Here is a 16,356-nt window from a genome sequence, read left to right as displayed (position 1 = left end):
GGAGACTGCGATGCCAAAGTCCGTCTATGACCGTGGCCTGCTGAAACCCGACGACATCGCCAGGCTGCAACGCGTGTTCGACGAAGCCTGCCGCAGGCGCGACGTGCATCCCGATTCCGCGGATGCGCGGGAGATCGCGCTGAACCTGCTTGCGCTGCACAATGCCGGCATGGTCGAGGAAGATATGCTTATGGAAACCGTGGGTTTCCGCCGGTTGGAGCCGAAATCAGCCTGAGGCCTGCAAGGCGGCCTGGAGCAATTCCAGAAAAGTGTGAAGCGGTTTCCGTCCGGAATTGGGTAAAAAACAAAGGCCTCTAGCCGGCGCGCTGCACGACGGCCACATTCATCTCTGCCCTCAGCCTGAAGCCGATGGACTCGTACAACCGGACCGCGCCGGCATTGCTGGCATAGGCATGCAGGTAGGGAATTTCGCCGCGCGCAAAAATTCGGTTGGCCACGAACACCGACAGCAGCCGGCCGAGGCCGCTGCCGCGAAATTCGGGATGCGAGCAGACGCCGCTGAGTTCGCTGTAGCCGGGCTGCTTCATGCGCTCGCCGGCCATCGCCGCCAGCCGGCCGCCGATCTTCACGCCCCAGAACTCGCCGAGGCTCAGCGCCTTGAGCGTGAACGGGCCGGGCTTGGTCAGTGACGCCAAAGCAAGCATCTCGGCCGCGTCGTCCTGCGTCAGCTGCTGCACACGCTCGTCCGACACGGAAGGCAATGGCGCCTCGGCAACCATCTGAACGCCGAAGGCGGTCACGGTCGCGGTCAGTTCCGGCGGCAAGGCAATGGGGTCCGCCTGGAGCATGAACACGCTCTCACCTGCAGGAATGAGGCTTGCGAGCGCCTGCAGGCTCTCAGCGCCGTCTGCCCCGGAAGCCGCGAAGGGGACGATCGAGGAGGGATAGCGCCTGGCGAGCCTGTCGCCATACGCAAAGATCCGATGCCGCGTGTCGAGCGCGCTCCAGACCGGACGATCGAGGACATGGCTCATGGCGCAGCATCCTGCTTCACACGACGATCGAGCGGGGCCGCCGCCAGGCCGTCCTCCATTGCCGAGAGTTGTTCGAGAAGCGGCCCTGCAAGGCCTTTGCACAAGTCGGCAACGGCGTTCTCGATGCGCGGCCAAACGTTCCGCTTCGCCTTGTCGACCAGGCGCTGGCCGTTCGCGGTCAGCGAGATCATCCTGCGGCGCTGGTCGTCGTCCGATGGCGCGGCCTCGACCAGCCCCAACTCGGCCAGCAGCGCCACGCTGCGCGTCACCCCCGGCTGGGTGATCCCCAGTGACTGGGCCAGTTCGCCGACAGGCAGCGGCCCAAGCCGGTCGAGCGCGGCCAGCAGAGGATACTGGCTGGACTGCACCGGCACCTCCAGCCCATCGAGCATGCGCTGCGTATCGGCCTGCAACTGCTCGCCGATGCGCTTCAGCCTGCTGCCGAGGGTGAGATAGCCAAGGGATCGAATGATGTCTTCCATGGGTGGTCCGTCTCCTGGATAAGTATAACATGTTATATAATAATGCAATGAACGAGTTCAAGCGCCTGCTTTGGAAGTTGGCCGCAAGCATCTCAACTTCGTCGTCCTTGGGCGAAGCAGGAGCGAAGCTCCGTCGCGGAGACCCAGGGATCATGCCTTGGCCGTGGAAGCAGCGGAGCAGAACCTGCAACGCAGCGTAGCTCAGAAGTCACGGCATGGATCCTCGGGTCTGCGCCGCGTCGCTACGCTCCTTGCTTCGCCCGTGGATGACGACGGGATGGCGTTTCGCCCAATCGCCAGGATATTCGATCCCGTCTTGCAGATGCGTTGAACCACCAGTCCGCGCCACAGCAGCAGCCCGAAGTGCGGTGGTTCTCCGTCCAGAAGCGCTCGTCTACAACCCCTTGGCGATCTGACGGGCAATCGCTTCGGCCTGCAGGCCGGCGCTGTGAAAATAGCTGGTCAGGCTTGGCCGCATGCCAATGAACCACAGGCCGGGCTGGCCGCTCGGGGTGCCGCCATTGGCCTTCGGCACGCCCTTAGCGTCGAGCACGCCGAGATCGCCCAGCATGGCCTCCAGGCCGGTGCGATAGCCGGTTGCCGCAATCACCACATCCGGCTCGAGCACCGTGCCGTCGTTCAGCCGCACGCCAGCGCCTTCGAAAGCCGCCACCGGCGCCACCACCGAAATCCGTCCGGCCTTCAGCGCGGCGACGGCGCCGTCATCAACGGCAATCGCGATCTGCTCGACACCGAGCCGGCTGGCGCCGCCCTTCGGCGCTGGCGGCAGGCCGAAGCGGGTGAGGTCGCCGAACACCAGCCGCTGCGTCGCGGCAATCGCGGCATCGGCAATCCAAGTCGGCAGCATCGCCATGAAACCGCCGAAGCGCGCCACCGCGACCTTGCCGATCCGCTTCGGCATCAGTGACGGACCCTGCCTGGCTGACAACCAGATGGCCTTGGTGTCGGCACGGGCGAGGTGGTTGAGCACGTCGAAGCCGGAATTTCCGGCCCCGACCACCAGCACGCTTTTGCCCACATAGTCCTGCGCTGTGCCGAAATCGGTGGCGTGGACAAGTTTGCCAGTGAAAGTCGCCTTGCCTTGCCAGTCCGGCGTCCATGGCAAGCGGTCGCGGCCGGTGGCGACGATGACATTGCGGGCGCTCAGCGTTTCCCGGCCCGTATGGACGAGCCAGCCATTGCCTCTGCGTTCGATCCGCTCGACGGCGGTGCCGAATTCGACCCTTATGCCGCGCGCGCGGGCAAAGTCCTGGAGATAGCCGACGATGGCATCCTTGTTCGGAAAGGCGGCGGTGCGTGGCGGATAGGCAAGGCCGGGCAGGGCCGACAGCGCGCGATGCGTGTTGAGGGTCAGCTTCTCGTGCCGCCGTCGCCACGGTTCGGCGATCCGCGGCTCCTTTTCAAGCACGACGACCCGCACGCCGCGCCGGCCAAGCGCGTCGGCGGCCGCCAGCCCCGCCGCTCCGGCGCCGATGACGATAACCGTATCGTCGAGTCCTTTCGGCCCCAGGACGATAGGCATCGTTTCGCTTGTCGTAGCCGCCATTCGGTCGAGATTTCCTTTCAGGTGCGCCATGGGGACCCGTCCTATATGGCACGTTCCATATGGCACAGGGGCGATATGATCGATAATGAGGTCGCGTCAATGCGACTGATTCGAGGCCTTGGGGGCAAGCCTCTGTTTATCATCGGCACGCGGAAGCTCGACCATGCCCTCCTTGCGTATCTTTCTCGACAGACTGCTGGAGGGCGCCGCAGCCAAGGTGCCGCGCCAGGATTTTTCGCATGTCGAGCGGCTGGCGCTTGTCCGCCAGCACGGCGACTTCTCGCTGGCCTATTCGACCGCCGTGCAGCAAAAACTGTCCTATTTCGGCGACGCCGACGGCTACATCGCCTTCGGCACCAAGATGAAGCACCATTTCGCGCTCGGTGACCCGGTGGCCCATCCGGCTGATCGGCCCGACTATATCAGGCGCTTTGTCGAAGCCGCCGACAGCCCGTGGTTCGTGCAAATCGGCGAACCGACGGCGCGCGTTCTGGCCGGGCTCGGCTACCAGGTCAACCGTCTCGGCGTCGACACGCGGCTGGAACTGCCGGCTCACGATTTTTCCGGCAAGCGCAACGAAACCGTGCGGTATTCCGAACGCTGGCTGTTGAAGAAGGGGTTTTCTTTTGGCGAAGGAGCGGTCTATCTCGACGAGGTCCAGCGCCTGTCACAGAACTGGCGGGCCGACCGCATCGTCAAGCGCTGGGAGATGGCGTTCCTCAACCGCCCCTTTGCCGATCATCTCGGCATCGATATGCGCCGTTTCGTGCTCTACAGCCCGGAAGGCGAGCTCGTCGCTCTGCTCGATTTCGATCCGATGTTCCGGGATGGCAAGGTGATCGGCTACACCACCTCGTTCAAGCGCAAGCACATCGATGCCTCGCCGCATGCCGAAATCGGGCTGACCAAATTCGCCGTCGACCGGTTTCGCAATGAGGGCATTTCGGTCGTCACGCTCGGCCTGTCGCCGATGCTCGATGTCGGAGCCAACGGCTTTGCCGAATCGAGCTTCTGGCGCAACGCCTTCGAGCGGGCCTATGAGTCTCCCTGGGTCAACCGCAGCAAGTTCAACCTCAAAGGCCAGGCGGCGTTCAAGCGCCGCTTCCACGGCATCGAGGAACCGACCTACATCGCCTTCCGCCAAGGAAGGCTGATCGAGATGCTGGGGTTGCTGCGCCTCATCAAGGCGATCTAGCAAGATCCGTGGCGGCCAACGTGGCCAATTTGCCCTCAGCAAAACTGTTGATTTGACCGGCGCACGGGCGATCGCCTATTTGCATGTCGCTCAAAAGTGGTCCCGATTTTGAGCAAACGACATGCGCGTCGCCTGAGTCCGTTCAAACGCGACGCGCTTAAGAGCGGCAGGGTCAGTTGCGCAGCCGGTAGCCGGTCCGGAAGATCCAAGCGACGATGGCGATGCAGATGGCGAGGAACACCATCGTCATGCCCAGGCTGACGGCGACCGAGACATCGGACTTGCCGTAAAAGCTCCAGCGGAAACCGCTGATCAGGTAGACGACCGGGTTGAACAGCGTCACCGTGCGCCAGGTCTCGGGCAGCATGTTGATCGAATAGAAGCTGCCGCCGAGGAAGGTCAGCGGCGTGATGATCAACAGCGGCACCAGCTGCAATTGCTCGAAGCTTTTCGCCCAGATGCCGATGATGAAGCCGAACAGGCTGAAGGTCACCGCCGTCAAGACAAGGAAGGCCAGCATCCAGAACGGATGCTGGATGGTGAGCGGCACGAACAGCGAGGCCGTCGCCAGGATGATCAAGCCGAGGATGATCGACTTGGTCGCGGCGCCGCCGACATAGGCGATGACGATCTCCAGATACGACACCGGCGCCGACAAGAGCTCGTAGATGGAGCCGACGAATTTCGGGAAATAGATGGCAAAGGAAGCGTTGGAGATCGACTGCGTCAACAGTGAGAGCATGATCAGGCCGGGCACGATGAAGGCGCCGTAGCTGATGCCGTCGATCTCGGTGATGCGCGAGCCGATGGCCGAGCCGAAGACGACGAAATAAAGCGATGTCGAGATCACCGGCGAGACGATGCTCTGCAGCACGGTGCGGAACGCACGCGCCATCTCGACCCGGTAGATCGCCCATACTGCTCGCCAATTCATGGCTCTTGCCTCAACAGATTGACGAAGATCTCCTCGAGCGAGCTGTTTTGCGTGTCCATGTCGCGGAACTGGATGCCGGCCGTCTCGAGTTCGCGCAGCAGCGATGCGACGCCGGGGCGTTCGCTCTGATTGTCATAGGTGTAGGTCAGCTGTGTGCCATCGTCCGACAGCTCCAACGCGTAGTGCGAGAATGCACCGGGAATGGCGGTGAGCGGGTTGCGCAATTCGACGATCAGGCGCTTGCGGCCGAGCTTGCGCATCAGTTCGGCCTTGCCCTCGACCAGGATGATCTCGCCGCGGTTGATGACACCGACACGGTCGGCCATCGCCTCGGCCTCTTCGATATAGTGCGTGGTGAGGATGATGGTGACGCCATCGTCGCGCAGCCGCCGCACCATCGCCCACATGTCCTGGCGCAGTTCGACGTCGACGCCGGCCGTGGGTTCGTCGAGGAACAGGATGCGCGGCTCATGTGACAGCGCCTTTGCAATCATCAGCCGCCGCTTCATGCCGCCCGACAGCGTGATCGCCTTGGCGTCCTTCTTGTCCCACAACGACAAGTCGCGCAGCACCTTTTCGACGAAGCCCGGATTGGGCGCCTTGCCAAACAGGCCGCGGCTGTAGGTGACGGTTGCCCAGACGCTCTCGAACGCGTCGATGGTCAGCTCCTGCGGCACCAGCCCGATCAGGCTGCGCGCCGCGCGGTAGTCTCGGTTGATATCATGGCCGTCGACGGTCACCGTTCCCGACGAACGGTTGACGATGCCGCAGACGATCGAGATGAGCGTCGTCTTGCCGGCGCCGTTCGGCCCCAGCAGCGCGAAAATTTCGCCACGTTCGATGTCGAGGTTGATTTCCTTCAGCGCCTTGAAGCCGGTGGCGTAGGTCTTGGTGACCCCGGAAATCGAAATGATGGAAGGCAAATTCGTGGAAGACATGAGGCCGAAAACGACTGTTTGAAAGAGGCGGGGATTATTATTGCGCTGAATGTCGGTGCGCACGGCGGGAAGTCAATGCCGCTGCTGACAATTGTGGACAAACGTTCCCCCTTTTGCCGTTTCGTCATGGGGGTATCGGGGCACTGACGGATTGATCCCATCTGCTGCGACAACGCGCCCCGCGTGACGCCAAGCCGCTTTGACCGGACCGCATCCGCCGCCTATTCTGCGCCAACAAACAGCAGCCGGAGCCCGCATGGACCCGCTCATCCTGTCGCGAATGCAGTTCGGGGCGAATATCTCGTTCCACATCCTGTTTCCGACCATCACGATTGCGCTTGGCTGGGTGCTGCTGTTCTTCAAGCTCCGCTACAACGCCACCGGCGATTCCGCCTGGATGCGCGCCTATTTCACCTGGGTAAAGGTGTTCGCGCTGTCCTTCGCCATGGGCGTGGTCTCGGGCGTCACCATGAGCTTCCAGTTCGGCACCAACTGGCCGGGCTATATGGAGCATGTAGGCAACATCGCCGGGCCGCTGCTTGCCTACGAGATCCTCACCGCCTTCTTCCTCGAAGCGGCCTTCCTCGGCATCATGCTGTTCGGGTTCCGCCGCGTCTCCAACCGCGTCCACACGCTGGCGACGGTATTGGTCGCCGGCGGCACCACGCTGTCGGCCTTCTGGATCATTGCGCTGAACTCCTGGATGCAGACGCCGGCCGGCTTCGAGATGATCGATGGCAAGGCGCATCCCGTCGACTGGTGGGCGATCGTCTTCAACCCGTCCATGCCCTACCGTCTGACGCATATGCTGCTTGCCTCCGGCCTGACGGTGTCGTTCCTGATCGCCGGCCTGTCGGCGCTGCGCTATCTCACCGGCGACCGGTCGGAATCGATGTGGAAGGCGCTGCGCACCGGCGTCTTCACCGCCGCCATCCTGATCCCGATCCAGATCTTCGCCGGCGACCAGCACGGGCTGAATACGCTGGAGCACCAGCCGCAGAAGATCGCCGCCATGGAGGCGAACTGGAACACCGGCCCCAACGTGCCGCTGGTGCTGTTTGCGCTGCCCGACGAGGCGGCGAAGGAAAACAAATTCGAGATCGCCATTCCCGACGGCGCCAGCCTGGTGCTGCGCCATTCCACCAGCGGTATCGTGCCGGGGCTCAACGACTATCCCGGCCTGCATCCGCCGGTCTTCCCGGTGTTCTGGGGCTTCCGCATCATGGTCGGCACCGGCATTTTGATGCTCATCGTCTCGTGGTCGGCGACCTTCTTCCTCAAGCGCCGCCACAGCCTGCCGAGGCCGCTGGCCATGCTGATGGTGCCGATGGCGCTCTCCGGCTGGCTGGCGACGCTGGCCGGCTGGTACACCACCGAAATCGGCCGCCAGCCCTGGCTGGTCACCGGCGTGCTGAAAACCGCCGACGCTATCGGCCCGGTCGCCGGCAGCCATGTCGCGCTGACGCTCTCCATCTATCTTATCCTCTATGTGCTTTTGCTGATCGCCTATCTCGGCGTGCTGGTGCACCTGGCGCTGAAGGCCGCCAAGGACGGCGATACCTCGCCGCTGCCGGGGGTGATGAAGACGGCCATGTCGCAACCGGCCGCAGCGGAGTGAGGAATGGTCCGCGTAGCCGACGAAAAGCCAACGATTCGGCTTTTCGAATGACGAACGCCCGGAGCCATAGCGAAGGGCAGAACCGTTGATGAGAGGGATGACAGACCGATGAGCTTCGACTGGCCAACCGCGCTGCCCCTCATCTTCGCCGGCCTGATGGGCCTCGCCATCCTGATCTACGTCATTCTCGACGGTTTCGATCTCGGCATCGGCATCCTGTTCTCGGTCGCCGAAGATGCCGAGCAGGACACCATGATCGCGGCAATAGGCCCGTTCTGGGATGCCAACGAGACCTGGCTGGTGCTGGCCGTCGGCCTGCTCCTGGTCGCCTTCCCGCTGGCGCATGGCGTCATCCTCACCGCGCTCTACATTCCGGTCTTCGTGCTTTTGGTCGGCCTCATCCTGCGCGGCGTCGCCTTCGATTTCCGCGCCAAAGTGCCTGCCGGCAAGAAGCATCGCTGGAACCGCATTTTCTTCCTCGGTTCCGTCATCGCCTCGCTGGCGCAAGGCTATATGCTCGGCGTCTATGTGCTCGGCCTCGATGTCGGCTTTGGCGGCATCGCTTTCGGGGCGCTGGTGGCGCTCTGCCTGTCGGCGGCCTATGCAGCGATGGGCGCGGCCTGGGTCATCTACAAGACCGAGGGCGAATTGCAGAGGAAGGCGGTGGCCTGGCTGCGCACGGCCCTTGTGCTGACCGCGCTCGGCATGGCGGCGGTGTCGCTGGCGACCCCATTCGCCAGCCCGCGCATCTTCGCCAAATGGTTCGTCTGGCCCGAAATGCTCTATCTGTCGCCGCTGCCGATCCTGTCGGCGCTGCTGTTCATGTGGCTGTGGCGGCAGACCTTCCACCTGCCCAAGCCCGACGACCGCCATGCGCTGCGGCCGTTCCTGACGCTCGCCACCATCTTCGCGCTCGGCTTTGCCGGGCTTGCCTGGTCGTTCTACCCCTTCGTGGTGCCCGACAGGCTGACCATCTGGCAGGCGGCGTCGGCGACGGAAAGCCTCGCCATCATCCTCGCCGGCACGGTGGTCGTGCTGCCGGTGATCATCTTCTATTCGTTCTATGCGTATCGGGTGTTCGGGGGGAAGGCGACGGATCTGACGTATGATTGAGGGGAGCTGATCTCCCCCCTTGAGGGGGAGATGGCCGGCAGGCCAGAGGGGGTCGCCGCGCGTGGAGCGCTAACCTTCTTCTGCCGCAGGAGGTCGCGTCCGGTCGGACCGACCCCCTCTGTCGCCTCCGGCGACATCTCCCCCTCGGGGGGGAGATTAGGTGCTCAGCTCTTCCCCGCCAGCACCAGCACCGGCTTCTCGCTGTACAACCCCGGGAACAGCGACTTCAAATTCGCCACCTTGGGTAGGTCGTTGTAGACGATGTAGGGGTAGGTCGGGTTCAGCGTCAAAAAGTCCTGGTGATATTCCTCGGCCGGATAGAAGGTTTTGCCCGTCTCCAGCGTGGTGACGATGGGCTTGGCAAACACTTTCGCCTGGTCGAGCTGGGCGATGTAGCTCTGGGCGATCTTCTGCTGCTCGCCATTCTCGGCAAAGATGGTCGAGCGGTACTGGGTGCCCGAGTCCGGGCCCTGGAAGTTCAACTGCGTCGGGTTGTGGGCGACCGAGAAATAGACCTGCAGCAGCTGGCCGTAGGTCACCTTGGACGGATCGTAGGTGATCTCGACCGATTCGGCGTGGCCGGTGCGGCCGCTGCCCACCGTTTCGTAGACGGCGTCATCCTTGGCGCCGCCGGTGTAGCCGGAGACGGCCTTGGTCACGCCCTTGACGTGCTGGAACACGCCCTGCACGCCCCAGAAGCAGCCGCCGGCGAAGATAGCCTTCGCGCTGCCGCTGGCGGCCTTCTCGTCCACTGCCGGCGGCGGGATCACCACCGCGTCCTCGGCCGAACGCGCCGGGCTCTGCCAGAGGGCAGCCGCAGCAGCAGCGACGATGAGCGCCGCAAGCGCGCTCTTGAAGATCGGCGTTCTCGTCCTTGCAATGCCGGTCATGTCTGATCTCCTTGATGGTGGCGAAGACTATACGACAGAACGTCCCGCCTGGTTTCTCAAATTGCCGTGCGCCGGCCCGGCCACTGTGCGGCCGGGCCATGGGACCCAGCCTTATTGCGCGGGCGCCATGGCGTCCGCCGGCTTCATCGCATCCGTTGCGGGTTTCATGGCATCGGCCGGCTTCATGGCGTCGGTGGCGGGTTTCATTGCATTCGTCGCCATCGGATCGGCTGGCTTCATGGCATCGGTCGCCGGCGCCATGGCATCGGTCGCGGGCTTCATCGCATCAGTTGCCATCGCCGGCTTCATGGCGTTGGTCGCTTCGTCCCCGCGGGCGCCGGAGGCGAAGGCGGTCATCGAAAGCGCAAAAGCGAGCGCGGTCAGGGTCTTGGTCATGATGGTATTTCCTCCTTGAAGAGGGCGCGCGGATGCGAGCCCGGTTATGCCGCGCTAGCGGCGTTGCGTAGAAAAAGAATCAGTCGGCGGCTGCAGCCAGGATCGGCCCCCCGCCGGGCGACTGCACCAGCACGGCGGTGCTCAAGCCGCCGGAGGCTGCCGGCAGCGGCAGTGTGGTGGCGTCGCCGCTCCAGCTGCCGAGTTTCTCCAGCGAGTGCACGACATTGGCATGCGGCAGCGTGCGCCCGGTATTCTCGCCGCGCGCCACCGGCACCTCGACGACGCCCTTGTTGTAGCGGACCAGCCAGACATCGGCGCGGCCGGCCGGCGCGGAACCGGCGCCGATGCTGATCTTGCCACCGTCGAGCGACAGCATCGGCCCCTTCGTGTGACCGCTCGCGGAAATCAGTTGCTCGATCTCGCCTGATGCCGCGCCCACCGCATCGGCACCGCCATTGACCACCACCTGCGGCGTGAACGGGCCGGAGCGGCCGAGCGACGGCTCATAGCGCACCTGGCGCTGGGTAAATTCCTCGCGGCCGAAAATGTCTTTCCAGCCGAGATAGTCCCAGTAGGTGACGTTGAACGACAGCGCCAGAACGCCCGGCTCGTCCTTGACCTTGATCAGATTGGCATTGGCCGGCGGGCAAGACGAACAGCCCTGGCTGGTGAACAATTCGACCACGGTGAGCGGCTGGGCGAAGGCGGTGCCGCCAAGCATCATCAGCGCCGCACCTGCGGCAGCCAGCATGCCGGCGCGTTTTGGGTTAAGTCCAGTCATCGGGGTCTCCGTTGCGGCGGGTTCATCCCACACTTCGTCGCTGCCCGAGGCTTCGTTACATGGTTCACCGCTTCGTGATTGGGGGCGGACGCGTCGTTGCCTTCTCCCCTTGTGGGAGAAGGTGGATCGGCGCGAAGCGCCGAGACGGATGAGGGGTGTTCCAGCGGAGTGAGACGTTGGTTAATCTAACGTCATGCCACATCAGCCCGTCGCTCCTGCCAAACGAAACTTTGCCCGTTCGCTCCGACGTGAAATGACGGAGGCGGAAGACAAACTGTGGCACGAACTACGTGACCGCAGGCTCGATCGGATCAAATTTCGGCGCCAAGTTCCTGTTGGAAAATACGTCGCCGATTTCGCTTGTCTTGAATCACTCCTCATCATCGAGATCGATGGGAGTCAGCATGCGGACTCAGAGTCAGACCAGGCCCGTAGAACGGAACTGGAGGCGAGAGGTTTTCGTGTGTTGCGCTTTTGGAACGACGATGTCCTGAAAGACATGGACAGCGTCTGCACCACGATAATCGCTTATGTAAGGGATGTCAGTTTGCAGCCATGGCGGTGAAAGAACGCCGGCGTCAAGCTGGAACACCCCTCATCCGTCTCGGCGCTGCGCGCCGATCCACCTTCTCCCACAAGGGGAGAAGGCAAGGGCACCGCCACCCCGCTTGCCCCTGCAACCCGCCCCTGCTAAAGCGCGCGCCATGAGCACGCCTCTCGACCACATCCGCAATTTCTCCATCGTCGCCCATATCGACCATGGCAAATCCACGCTTGCCGACCGGCTGATCCAGTCCACCGGCGGGCTGGAGCTGCGCGACATGAAGGAGCAGGTGCTGGACTCGATGGACATCGAGCGCGAGCGCGGCATCACCATCAAGGCGCAGACGGTGCGGCTAAAATACCGCGCCAACAATGGCGAGGACTATATCCTCAACCTGATCGACACGCCCGGCCACGTCGACTTCGCCTATGAAGTGTCGCGCTCGCTCGCCGCCTGCGAAGGCTCGCTGCTGGTCGTCGACGCCTCGCAGGGTGTCGAGGCGCAGACGCTGGCCAATGTCTACCAGGCCATCGACAACAATCACGAGATCGTCGTGGTGTTGAACAAGGTCGACCTGCCGGCCGCCGAGCCCGAGCGTATCCGCGAGCAGGTCGAGGAAGTCATCGGCATCGACGCCTCCAACGCCGTGCTGATCTCGGCCAAGACCGGCCTCGGCATTCCCGATGTGCTGGAGGCCATCGTCCACCAATTGCCGCCGCCGCGCGAAGGCGATGCGTCAGCACCCCTGAAAGCCATGCTGGTCGACAGCTGGTACGACGCCTATCTCGGCGTCATCGTTCTGGTACGCATCATCGACGGCGTGCTGAAGAAGGGCGCGACCATCCGCATGATGGGCACCGGCGCCAAGCATCTGGTCGAGCGCACCGGCGTGTTCACGCCGGCCCGCATCAATGTCGACGAGCTTGGCCCCGGCGAATTCGGCTTCTTCACCGGTTCGATCAAGGAAGTGGCCGACACCCGCGTCGGCGACACCATCACCGAGGACAAGCGCCAGACGGCCCATGCCCTACCCGGCTTCAAGCCGGCGCAGCCGGTGGTATTCTGCGGCCTGTTCCCGGTCGACGCCGCCGATTTCGAGGATCTGCGCGCCGCCGTCGGCAAATTGCGCCTCAACGACGCCAGCTTCTCCTATGAAATGGAAACCAGTGCCGCGCTCGGCTTCGGCTATCGCTGCGGCTTCCTTGGCCTGCTGCATCTGGAAATCATCCAGGAGCGGCTGGAGCGCGAATTCAACCTCGACCTGATCGCCACGGCTCCATCAGTCGTCTACCGGCTGCTGCTCACCGACGGCTCGACGAAGGAGCTGCACAACCCCGCCGACATGCCCGACGTGGTGAAAATCTCCGCCATCGAGGAGCCGTGGATCCGCGCCACCATCCTGACTCCCGACGACTATCTCGGCGGCATTTTGAAGCTCTGCCAGGATCGGCGCGGCATCCAGGCCGACCTGTCCTATGTCGGCAAGCGCGCCATGCTCATCTACGACCTGCCGCTCAACGAAGTCGTCTTCGACTTCTACGACCGGCTGAAGTCGATCTCCAAGGGCTACGCCTCCTTCGACTATCATCTGACCGACTACAAGGAAGGCGACTTGGTCAAAATGTCGATCCTGGTCAATGAGGAGCCGGTCGACGCGCTGTCGATGCTGGTCCACCGCACGGCGGCGGAAAAGCGCGGCCGCCAGATGTGCGAGAAGCTCAAGGAACTGATCCCGAACCATCTGTTCAAGATCCCGATCCAGGCCGCGATCGGCGGCAAGGTCATTGCGCGGGAAACCATCTCGGCGCTGCGCAAGGACGTGACCGCGAAGTGCTACGGCGGCGACGTCTCGCGCAAACGCAAGCTGCTGGACAAGCAGAAAGAGGGCAAGAAGCGCATGCGCCAGTTCGGGAAGGTGGATATCCCGCAGGAGGCGTTTATCCAGGCCTTGAAGATGGGGGACTAAGCGGTCCGGCCTTCGGCCGGACGCATCGACCCAGTGGGTCGATGCGAGCGCAAGTCCGGGTGGGAGCTGCCGAAGGCAGCGGGTCCCACCCCGGGGGTCGGCGACGTCAAAGGAAGCTACCGGCCAGCAATCCTCGTCTGTGCGCCGATCCCTCTCTTCAGGCGGCGTTCAACCTTTTTGATATCTTCTGCGGGCGGCAATGTTTCTGGCATATCGCCACCAATCTCGCGGATAGTTTGGCGGACTTTGGCGCCGACATCGAAGTGTATTCGATTGGCCGCGTCTTTCCCTTTGGTCTGCTCTCGCCGCAATTTTTCTTCCGTCTGGGTGGCGCGAAACAGATTCGCAGCTAACTCCGTGCTGCCCATGTGATCCAAGATCTGCTTGTTGGCCTTTAACCCTTTTCGCCTCCGTATTCCGGGGACGTCCAAGCCACCATAGAGGCCCTTGTAACCGTATGTTTGGAAGATCGCGAAATCGAGACCTTCACGAACACCGGCATTCTTTGCGGCGCTAGCCAAGTTCCTGTTGTGCTCTTTAATCTCGTCCCGAAGCAAACAACGGCGCTCATCCTCAGATAGAGGGACGTATTCGGCAGCAGCCTTATCTGTAATCTCTTGGCGACGGGTCTGAATCGCAAAATACGTCTGAGCGAACGCGACCTCTTGCTTTCTCGAGTCGCCGTTCTGTGCCGTTAAATAACTAGCATACCGGCTGAGGACGATGTCGTCTATTTCGCGCTCGGCTCCTTTGCCGAGACTGATCATTTTCCCGACGTCAGCAAAATGATCAGAAGTTGCATTCCCTGACGCCGCACACGCGTCGCGTGCCTTGTCGACAACCATCAAGAAGTTGTCCCATTTGGCATACCCGAAAAGTCGCTGCAGATCGCGGGCATACCAAAATTCGTTGCCCTGTTCATCCGTTTGAGCGGCTTCCTCGAACGCCGTTATAAGATCTTCGATGGTAGCGTTCGTTGCGGTTAGCTCTTGGGGGTGGAAGGCCTCTCCGAAGGCGATTTCTGCCAGCTTCCGGGACCGGTCACTATCTTCAGACATTCAGGCAACTCCGATTCGTGATCGAGCATGTTACCACGGGTCAACAATGATTCAGCCTACAATTGGCCCTTATCCCCGACTTGGCTCACTGAGCTGACTTGATACAGAATTCGGTGGTTAGCTCGAAATGCCTTTTGATATCGATGAGACAACCCAGCGTATTTCGCTCAAGCCAGTATTTTTATTCCTCTGAAGGGGAACACCTCCAAGTTCTATAAGGCGCTCATTGCCAACATTTGAGGTATTTGTATCAGAATACTTAGCTACAATTAGCAATTTCTTCTGTTGTATCGCTGTTATGCCAGCATGGAACGTGCCGCCGCTCTCCCGTGCCTCAATAACTATTGTCGCATCAGAAATACCGACGATCATCCTATTTCTGTCCATGGCTCGGTCTGCCCTCCAGACCGCGTCGGGCTGAAAATAGCTCAAAACCAAAATGCGTTGCCAATCCCAAAATTTCGCAAGCTCCTTCTTAATACGAAAATGCTTTATGCCCTCAGGTAAGACCACAACCGTGTACCCGTTGTTAGTTATTGCTCCTAGGTGAGCTTGCGTATCGACGCCTTTTGCATATCCAGAGACAACACATACGTTGTGGCTAGCAAATTGACTTGCGCAATCAAGAGCGACGTCAAGGCCTTTGTCGCTGGCATTTCGTGATCCACAGAAACCAACAGATGGGATATCCAGGAGATCTAAATTTCCTACATAATATATAGTTGGCGTATCAAAATGGCCGAACAGCTCTCGCATTACATTGGGGTACCGGCCATCCTGCGGAGCCAGTGTATTGTAAGCTAGGTCCTTCATCACAGATTATCTTGGTCGCCTGCCGATTTCACCACCGACAGACCGAAGACATCGATTTCGCCATGATGCTGCACGCGATTTCCGACAAAATTGATCGTACACCCACTTTGATATAGGTCGTCCATTAGAATTATCGCGCCCTTTCCCTTGATATCCGGGCTCATCTTAAACTCCGCTGCCTCCAGCGCATCCCATTTCTCGCCAATATTTTTTTCTTTCAGCTGAGCTTTCGGCTTGGTCCATTCGCCAGCGGACACAAGTTGCAACTCGAGTTTCTGAGCGACCCCGGTACAAAGGACGGTGGGAAGGTCGAATTGTTTATCGGGCCGCGGTGGGACCGGCGCAATCAGCTTAACGTTTTTGTAGCGAGGTGTGGTCGAGATAAACTGCGCTGCTAAATCCGTGAGCTTGCTAATCGCGCCCGTGTCTTGTTGATATTTCGCGGCGTATTCGAGATCTCCCAGAGGGGTTCTCGAATTGCCGTCGTAGTGCATGGAGAGTGCCACACTCGAATCTAAATGATCTCGGAGAAAAACGTGATCTCGGTGCCCGTTCATGAAGTTCCGAACTATGGGCATTTCGCTATCTGAAAGACCGCACCAAACCCCTTTTCCAAATTTGCTTCGAAACAATTTTAGGCCAGTTTCATATTCAAATATCTCTTCAATTGACTCTGGAAATGGTACAGAAAATCTGTACGGAGATTTATCATTATATTCGGCAAGAGCGTTCGTATGAGTGGATCCAAAGCATATACGATGAGCGATCCCATCTTCTTTTGAGGCAAGAAACCTTTCCTTAGTTAAAATTGGAACCCCAAAAATGTCGTGAAATCCAATCATGTCCCCCTCCATCAAACCATACGTCATCTTCAGAGGTGAATTTGTCAAGGAGATGAGACGGTCTTGGCTCCCTGCTCACGTTAGATAACGCGGCTCACCCTACTTTAATGTCGAGCGCGCCATTTGTTTGTGGCTACGCGACTAGCAGAGCGTCCTCTCAACTTCATCATTCCTACCCATCCCCATCCCCCATCCTTCATTTTTGCGCTCACTTTTAGCCGGTC

General features: G+C 61.1%; 17 protein-coding genes. 6 read left to right on the top strand and 11 right to left on the bottom strand.

The window, feature by feature from the left end:
- Positions 1-10: 10 nt before the first annotated feature.
- Positions 11-235 carry a hypothetical protein gene (locus tag NKH38_RS09580; protein ID WP_023687518.1) on the top strand — a complete coding sequence of 75 codons (225 nt, stop codon included), beginning with the start codon at positions 11-13 and terminating at the stop codon, positions 233-235.
- A 79-nt stretch (positions 236-314) separates the two neighbouring features.
- Here the strand turns inward: NKH38_RS09580 and NKH38_RS09575 are convergent, their stop codons facing one another.
- The 3 genes from NKH38_RS09575 to NKH38_RS09565 all read right to left on the bottom strand — a co-directional run bounded on the left by NKH38_RS09575 (position 315) and on the right by NKH38_RS09565 (position 3,074).
- A complete protein-coding gene (locus NKH38_RS09575; protein WP_023687519.1) occupies positions 315-995 on the bottom strand; it encodes a GNAT family N-acetyltransferase in 681 nt (226 codons plus the stop codon).
- Complete coding sequence (locus NKH38_RS09570) at positions 992-1,477, bottom strand: MarR family winged helix-turn-helix transcriptional regulator (protein WP_023714444.1); 486 nt, start codon at positions 1,475-1,477, stop codon at positions 992-994. The genes NKH38_RS09575 and NKH38_RS09570 overlap by 4 nt, the downstream gene beginning before the upstream one ends.
- 394 nt (positions 1,478-1,871) lie before the next feature.
- A complete protein-coding gene (locus NKH38_RS09565; protein ID WP_352759659.1) occupies positions 1,872-3,074 on the bottom strand; it encodes a flavin-containing monooxygenase in 1,203 nt (400 codons plus the stop codon).
- Between the two features lie 133 nt (positions 3,075-3,207).
- On the opposite strand from NKH38_RS09565, the gene NKH38_RS09560 reads away from it, so the two are divergent.
- On the top strand, positions 3,208-4,239 hold the full coding sequence (locus NKH38_RS09560) for a phosphatidylglycerol lysyltransferase domain-containing protein (RefSeq protein WP_023728776.1): 1,032 nt from the start codon (positions 3,208-3,210) through the stop codon (positions 4,237-4,239).
- Positions 4,240-4,411: 172 nt separating this feature from the next.
- On the opposite strand, the gene NKH38_RS09555 is transcribed toward NKH38_RS09560, so the two are convergent.
- Positions 4,412-5,173 (bottom strand): ABC transporter permease, encoded by a 762-nt coding sequence (locus NKH38_RS09555; protein WP_023681263.1) that lies wholly within the window; start codon positions 5,171-5,173, stop codon positions 4,412-4,414.
- Positions 5,170-6,096: an ABC transporter ATP-binding protein gene (locus NKH38_RS09550; RefSeq protein WP_023728775.1), complete on the bottom strand. Its 927-nt coding sequence runs from the start codon at positions 6,094-6,096 to the stop codon at positions 5,170-5,172. Before NKH38_RS09550 ends, NKH38_RS09555 begins: the two co-directional genes overlap by 4 nt.
- Positions 6,097-6,367: 271 nt before the next feature.
- On the opposite strand from NKH38_RS09550, the gene NKH38_RS09545 reads away from it, so the two are divergent.
- Positions 6,368-7,729 carry a cytochrome ubiquinol oxidase subunit I gene (locus NKH38_RS09545; protein ID WP_352759663.1) on the top strand — a complete coding sequence of 454 codons (1,362 nt, stop codon included), beginning with the start codon at positions 6,368-6,370 and terminating at the stop codon, positions 7,727-7,729.
- Between the two features lie 108 nt (positions 7,730-7,837).
- Positions 7,838-8,842, top strand: coding sequence for a cytochrome d ubiquinol oxidase subunit II (locus tag NKH38_RS09540; RefSeq protein WP_023673264.1), 1,005 nt, complete (start codon positions 7,838-7,840; stop codon positions 8,840-8,842).
- A gap of 164 nt (positions 8,843-9,006) precedes the next feature.
- Here the strand turns inward: NKH38_RS09540 and msrA are convergent, their stop codons facing one another.
- The 3 genes from msrA to NKH38_RS09525 all read right to left on the bottom strand — a co-directional run bounded on the left by msrA (position 9,007) and on the right by NKH38_RS09525 (position 10,909).
- Entirely contained in the window at positions 9,007-9,732 is a 726-nt protein-coding gene (gene msrA / locus NKH38_RS09535) for a peptide-methionine (S)-S-oxide reductase MsrA (protein ID WP_352759666.1), read from the bottom strand.
- A gap of 111 nt (positions 9,733-9,843) precedes the next feature.
- Positions 9,844-10,128 (bottom strand): hypothetical protein, encoded by a 285-nt coding sequence (locus NKH38_RS09530; protein ID WP_023752369.1) that lies wholly within the window; start codon positions 10,126-10,128, stop codon positions 9,844-9,846.
- A 79-nt stretch (positions 10,129-10,207) separates the two neighbouring features.
- A complete protein-coding gene (locus NKH38_RS09525) occupies positions 10,208-10,909 on the bottom strand; it encodes a DUF1223 domain-containing protein (protein ID WP_352759669.1) in 702 nt (233 codons plus the stop codon).
- Between the two features lie 193 nt (positions 10,910-11,102).
- Here NKH38_RS09525 and NKH38_RS09520 point away from each other — a divergent pair, with 193 nt between their 5' ends.
- A complete protein-coding gene (locus tag NKH38_RS09520; RefSeq protein WP_023681256.1) occupies positions 11,103-11,474 on the top strand; it encodes an endonuclease domain-containing protein in 372 nt (123 codons plus the stop codon).
- 139 nt (positions 11,475-11,613) lie between these two features.
- Entirely contained in the window at positions 11,614-13,419 is a 1,806-nt protein-coding gene (gene lepA, locus NKH38_RS09515) for a translation elongation factor 4 (protein WP_023824050.1), read from the top strand.
- A 116-nt stretch (positions 13,420-13,535) separates the two neighbouring features.
- Here the strand turns inward: lepA and dinD are convergent, their stop codons facing one another.
- The 3 genes from dinD to NKH38_RS09500 all read right to left on the bottom strand — a co-directional run bounded on the left by dinD (position 13,536) and on the right by NKH38_RS09500 (position 16,132).
- A complete protein-coding gene (dinD, locus tag NKH38_RS09510; RefSeq protein ID WP_352759673.1) occupies positions 13,536-14,477 on the bottom strand; it encodes a DNA damage-inducible protein D in 942 nt (313 codons plus the stop codon).
- Positions 14,478-14,594: 117 nt separating this feature from the next.
- Positions 14,595-15,290, bottom strand: coding sequence for a DNA-processing protein DprA (locus tag NKH38_RS09505; RefSeq protein ID WP_352759675.1), 696 nt, complete (start codon positions 15,288-15,290; stop codon positions 14,595-14,597).
- Positions 15,290-16,132 carry a hypothetical protein gene (locus tag NKH38_RS09500; RefSeq protein ID WP_352759678.1) on the bottom strand — a complete coding sequence of 281 codons (843 nt, stop codon included), beginning with the start codon at positions 16,130-16,132 and terminating at the stop codon, positions 15,290-15,292. The genes NKH38_RS09505 and NKH38_RS09500 overlap by 1 nt, the downstream gene beginning before the upstream one ends.
- Between the last annotated feature and the right edge of the window lie 224 nt (positions 16,133-16,356).

This window comes from Mesorhizobium sp. M1078 (genome assembly GCF_040318615.1).
In the GTDB taxonomy this organism is placed as follows: domain Bacteria; phylum Pseudomonadota; class Alphaproteobacteria; order Rhizobiales; family Rhizobiaceae; genus Mesorhizobium.
This window is presented reverse-complemented; position numbering and strand designations above follow the sequence as displayed.

Coding starts and splice junctions, on each gene's coding strand:
- NKH38_RS09520 (WP_023681256.1), top strand. CDS start 11,103: ATGCCACATCAGCCCGTCGCTCCTGCCAAACGAAACTTTGCCCGTTCG.
- NKH38_RS09500 (WP_352759678.1), bottom strand. CDS start 16,132: ATGATTGGATTTCACGACATTTTTGGGGTTCCAATTTTAACTAAGGAA.
- NKH38_RS09555 (WP_023681263.1), bottom strand. CDS start 5,173: ATGAATTGGCGAGCAGTATGGGCGATCTACCGGGTCGAGATGGCGCGT.
- NKH38_RS09580 (WP_023687518.1), top strand. CDS start 11: ATGCCAAAGTCCGTCTATGACCGTGGCCTGCTGAAACCCGACGACATC.
- NKH38_RS09565 (WP_352759659.1), bottom strand. CDS start 3,074: ATGGCGCACCTGAAAGGAAATCTCGACCGAATGGCGGCTACGACAAGC.
- lepA (WP_023824050.1), top strand. CDS start 11,614: ATGAGCACGCCTCTCGACCACATCCGCAATTTCTCCATCGTCGCCCAT.
- NKH38_RS09530 (WP_023752369.1), bottom strand. CDS start 10,128: ATGACCAAGACCCTGACCGCGCTCGCTTTTGCGCTTTCGATGACCGCC.
- NKH38_RS09575 (WP_023687519.1), bottom strand. CDS start 995: ATGAGCCATGTCCTCGATCGTCCGGTCTGGAGCGCGCTCGACACGCGG.
- NKH38_RS09525 (WP_352759669.1), bottom strand. CDS start 10,909: ATGACTGGACTTAACCCAAAACGCGCCGGCATGCTGGCTGCCGCAGGT.
- NKH38_RS09505 (WP_352759675.1), bottom strand. CDS start 15,290: ATGAAGGACCTAGCTTACAATACACTGGCTCCGCAGGATGGCCGGTAC.
- NKH38_RS09540 (WP_023673264.1), top strand. CDS start 7,838: ATGAGCTTCGACTGGCCAACCGCGCTGCCCCTCATCTTCGCCGGCCTG.
- NKH38_RS09560 (WP_023728776.1), top strand. CDS start 3,208: ATGCCCTCCTTGCGTATCTTTCTCGACAGACTGCTGGAGGGCGCCGCA.
- dinD (WP_352759673.1), bottom strand. CDS start 14,477: ATGTCTGAAGATAGTGACCGGTCCCGGAAGCTGGCAGAAATCGCCTTC.
- NKH38_RS09545 (WP_352759663.1), top strand. CDS start 6,368: ATGGACCCGCTCATCCTGTCGCGAATGCAGTTCGGGGCGAATATCTCG.
- NKH38_RS09570 (WP_023714444.1), bottom strand. CDS start 1,477: ATGGAAGACATCATTCGATCCCTTGGCTATCTCACCCTCGGCAGCAGG.
- msrA (WP_352759666.1), bottom strand. CDS start 9,732: ATGACCGGCATTGCAAGGACGAGAACGCCGATCTTCAAGAGCGCGCTT.